At 68.3% G+C, this 4,199-nt stretch carries 4 protein-coding genes; 2 read left to right on the top strand and 2 right to left on the bottom strand.

What is annotated here, in order from left to right; genetic code table 11:
* Positions 1-153: 153 nt before the first annotated feature.
* A complete protein-coding gene (locus ACE3UY_RS17520) occupies positions 154-1,137 on the bottom strand; it encodes a D-cysteine desulfhydrase family protein (RefSeq protein ID WP_374688778.1) in 984 nt (327 codons plus the stop codon).
* Positions 1,138-1,292: 155 nt separating this feature from the next.
* Here ACE3UY_RS17520 and ACE3UY_RS17515 point away from each other — a divergent pair, with 155 nt between their 5' ends.
* Both ACE3UY_RS17515 and ACE3UY_RS17510 read left to right on the top strand, forming a co-directional pair.
* Entirely contained in the window at positions 1,293-2,132 is an 840-nt protein-coding gene (locus ACE3UY_RS17515) for an MBL fold metallo-hydrolase (protein WP_374688777.1), read from the top strand.
* Entirely contained in the window at positions 2,129-3,421 is a 1,293-nt protein-coding gene (locus tag ACE3UY_RS17510) for a metallophosphoesterase (protein WP_374688776.1), read from the top strand. Before ACE3UY_RS17515 ends, ACE3UY_RS17510 begins: the two co-directional genes overlap by 4 nt.
* Here the strand turns inward: ACE3UY_RS17510 and ACE3UY_RS17505 are convergent.
* Positions 3,372-4,199: isocitrate/isopropylmalate family dehydrogenase (locus ACE3UY_RS17505; RefSeq protein ID WP_374688775.1), on the bottom strand; the 828-nt coding region annotated here is incomplete at its 5' end. The genes ACE3UY_RS17510 and ACE3UY_RS17505 overlap by 50 nt on opposite strands.

Here is a 4,199-nt window from a genome sequence, read left to right as displayed (position 1 = left end):
GGCTCGCCAAAGAGCGCCTCGAATTGGTGGATGACTTCTTGATCGACGGACATAGACAATTAGGAATTAGGAATTAAGAATTACGAATTAGGAATTGGTCGCGGTGACCAGGACCCAATCTGTGTAATCTGTGAAATCTGTAGATTCTTCTGCTCACAGCAGCTTGTCGGCAAAGGCGGGCAGGGCCGCCGCGCCGCCAGTGTGCCAGAACAGCACCCGCTGGCCGCGGGTGAACGCGCCCCAGCGGATGAGATCGATCAGCCCGCCCATCGCCCGGCCGGTGTAGACCGGGTCGAGCAGGATGCCTTCCAGTTGGGCCGTCAGTTGGATCGCCTCGCGCTCCGTCTCGCCCACGCGGGCGTAGCCTTCGCCCAGGTAGTCGTCGTTGACGGTGAGCAGATCGACCACCGACAGCGTGCCCAGCCCCAGGTGGGTGGCCGTGGCCGTCGCCAGCGCCGCCACCTGTGTACTCAGCGACTCGGCCGGGTGATCGACGCTGATGCCCAGCACTGTGCCCCGATAGCCGTAGACCCGCGCGCCCAGCACCAGCCCGGCCTGCGTGCCGCCGCTGCTGCTGGCGAAGACGATGAAGTCTACGTTCAGCCGCTCCGCCTCCAGTTGGGAGAGCAGTTCGCGCATCGCCAGGACGTAGCCCGTCGCGCCAATGACGTTGGAGCCGCCGAGGGGAATGGCATAGGGCCGCCGGCCGATGGCCCGCAGGTTCGCCATGACGCCGGCGGTGGCCTCGTTGCACTCCTTGGCGTCCGTCCAGTAGACGTGAGCGCCGAGCAGGTGGTCGAGCAGCAGATTGCCGGTCGTCGCGTCCGGTTTCTGGCCGCGCAGCACCAGGCTGCACCCCAGGCCGAAGCGGGCCGCGGCGGCGGCCGTCTGCCGGCAGTGGTTGCTCTGCGGCGCGCCGGTCGTCACCAGGTGGTCGCAGCCCTGGGCCAGCGCGTCGGCCACCAGGAACTCCAGCTTGCGCGTCTTGTTGCCGCCCGTCGCCAGGCCGGTCTGATCGTCGCGCTTGATCCACAACTCCGGCCCGCCGAGATGCTTGCTCAGGCGCTCCAGCCGCTCGACGGGCGTCGGCAGATAGGCAATGGGCACTCTTGCGGGGAATTTGGGTTCAATCAACATAGAATGAATACCGCCATAGCGCAACAGAGATTGTAACCCATTTGCGGCGAGGCACATAGACGAATGGGGCAGCGTCCATCAGCGCCAACATCAGCGTCCCATCTCCCTATGCACCCGCTTTTGCACCACGGCCAATGCCTGTAGAATTGCCGCTCATGGCTCAATCTTTGCGCGTGGGCGAGGCCGAGGTGACCATCCTCACGGTCGGTTACTTGCAGGCCGACCTGGCGGACTGGCTGCGGCTGCCGCCGCCAGCCTGGAAGGCCCGCTACAGCGACTATTTTGAGCAGCCCTTCCTGGTGCCCGTCCAATGCGTGCACATCCGGCTGGGCGCGACGGCCGTCCTCGTCGACGCGCCCGGCAACGACCCGCCGCCGCTGCGGCTGATGCCGCCCGACTATCAGCCCCCGGTTGACCTGCTCTCCCAGTTATGGCTGGCCGGCCTGCCGCCCGGCGCGGTGGAACACGTCGTCATCACCCATCCCCACTTCGACCACTACGGCAGCGTCACTGTCGCGCAGGGCAAATCCTGGGCGCCCGCCTTTCCCAACGCCCGCTACTACCTGAGCCGGGCCGATTGGGAGCAGCCCTCGCTCCAGCGGGCCATCCGGCGACGCCACTCCGAAGACAGCCATACCTGGGGTGTGCTGGAAAGCGCCAAGCGACTGGAGATCGTGGAGGGCCGGCGGGAGATCGCCCCGGGCGTCGCCATCCTGCCCGCGCCGGGCGAGACGGCCGGCCACCAGATCGTCCGCGTCCACTCCGCGGGGCGCACACTTTACTGCCTGGGCGATCTGTATCATCATACCGTGGAGGTCGAGCAGCCGGAGTGGGTGGCCCACTGGTGCAAAAGGGAGGCCACGCTCGCCAGCCGCGCGGCGCTGGTGGAAACCGCTCTGGCCGAGGACGCGCTGCTGATCACGGCCCACATCCCCGGCGCGGGCCGGCTGGCGCGGACGGCCGAGGGCGTCATCTGGGAGCGGGTGGGCGAGTGAGCGACGGCCGCGCCAAGAAGGCGGCCGGCCGGGCCGAACAAGGGGCACGACCGCGCCCCTCGCGCCGGTTCGACCCGCCGGTGGAGGATGGCGATCCCAGGAGAAGCCACTTCCATCACGTGCTGGTGGCCCTTCACGCGCTGCACAACTGGCCAACGTGGGGCGTGGCTCTGGCCGGGGTCGGGTTGGCGGGCGGCATAGGCGGCGTGTGGTGGCTGCTGTCGCGCGACGTGGCGTTGAGCGCCGGCGTGGGCGTGTTGCTCCTGGCGTGCTGCGCCGCCGATGCCTATCTGTTGCGCCAACTGCCCCGGCGCGGCCTCTCGTTTGCTTCCTGGAAAGCGCAGATCGCCGCGCTGGCCTTGCCGCGCGGGGCCGCGGCGCTGGCGACGGCGGCAGCGGGTGTCTGGTTGGGGTGGACGGTCGCGCTGGCGTTGGCGGCGCTGGCCCAACTGGTCGGCGCTGTCGCCCTCTACCGCGGCGCGTTGGTGGAGCCGGCTCGTCTCGGCCTGAGCGAGTTGACGGTGGCCACCGACCGCTGGCCCTCTGACGCGCCGCCCATCCGCATCTTCCACGTCAGCGATATTCACCTGGAACGGCTCGGCCGGCGGGAGGCGCAACTGCTGAAACTGGCCCAAACTGCGCGGCCCGATCTGATCCTGATGACGGGCGACTACGTGAGCACGTCCAACAACCGCGATCCGGAGACGCACCGGCAGGTGCGCGACTTATTGGGTCAGTTGCAGGCGCGCTACGGCGTCTATGCCGTGTTAGGCAGCCCGATGGTGGACTTGCATGCCGTCATCCCGGCGCTATTCGACGGCCTGGCGATACGCCTGTTACGGGACGAGACGGCGGCGCTGACACTGGACGATGGGCGCTGCCTGACGCTGGTGGGCCTCGACTGCCACCACGACATCCCCCGCGACGCGGCGACGCTGGCGCGCGTGCTGGACGGCGCGCCCGACGCCGGGCCGCGCATCCTCCTCTACCACTCGCCGGAGTTGATGCCGCAGGCGGTCGCCCACGGCCTCGACTTGTACCTCTGCGGCCACACCCACGGCGGTCAGGTGCGCCTGCCGCTCATTGGGGCGCTGCTGACCAGTTCGCGCCTGGGCCGGCGCTACGTCATGGGACACTACCGCGAGGGGCGGACGAGCCTCTACATCAGCCGTGGCGTGGGCTTTGAAGGGCTGAGCGCCCCGCGTGTGCGCTTCCTCTGCCCGCCGGAGATCGCGCTCATCACGTTAACGACGACCACACCTCCAGCTTCGCCCGCACGCGGCGGATGACCTCGTTGGTGAACTGGTCGGTGTTGGCCGTGCCGGCCAGGTCGGCGGTGCGCACCCCGTCGTAGACCGCCTCCAGCGTCGATTCGTAGATGGCCCGGCTGGCCGTCTTCAACTCCTTCTCCTTCATGTACCCCAGCAGCCCGGCGGCGGCCAGGATCATCGCCATCGGGTTGGCGACGTTCTTGCCCTGCAAGCTGGGGGCCGTGCCGTGGGGTGCTTCGGCCATGACACAGTCGATCTCCCCCGCCTGGCTGATGGAGATGACCATCGACTCCGACCCGGCGATGGAGCCGAACATTTGCAGCACCATGTCGGAGAGCAGGTCGCCGTCCCGGTTGAGCGACGGGATGACCAGCGGTTCGCCGCTGGTGGTGATGAGCAGGGCCATGGTCGCGTCGATGAGTTGCGGGTCGTAGCGCACGTCGGGGTAGCGCGTGGCGGCGGCGTCCATCTCCTCCTTGAACATGCCCTCATAGATGGCGCTGACGGTGAACTTGGGGCCGCCGAAGACTTTAGCTCCGTTCTGGCGGGCGTGCTGGAAGGCGAACTCCGACACGGCGCGGCAGACCCAGCGCGAGATCTTCTCCGTGCGGAAGGCGTATTCGTCCAGGCTGCCCGCCTCGCCCTCGCGCCACTCGCGCGCCCCGTAGGCGTCGTCGCGGGCCATGCGCACGATGCTGATGGGGGCGTACATGCCGCCCACCGGCCGCACGCCGGGGATGCGCCGGCCGGTGCGCAGGATGATCTCGGCGTCCATCTCCTCGCGCAGAATGGCGTT

Source organism: Promineifilum sp. (SeqCode), from assembly GCF_041918635.1.
Lineage (GTDB): Bacteria > Chloroflexota > Anaerolineae > Promineifilales > Promineifilaceae > Promineifilum.
Note: the sequence above shows the minus strand (reverse complement) of the source record. Positions and strands in the feature narration are given on the sequence as shown.

Coding starts and splice junctions, on each gene's coding strand:
- ACE3UY_RS17520 (WP_374688778.1), bottom strand. CDS start 1,137: ATGTTGATTGAACCCAAATTCCCCGCAAGAGTGCCCATTGCCTATCTG.
- ACE3UY_RS17515 (WP_374688777.1), top strand. CDS start 1,293: ATGGCTCAATCTTTGCGCGTGGGCGAGGCCGAGGTGACCATCCTCACG.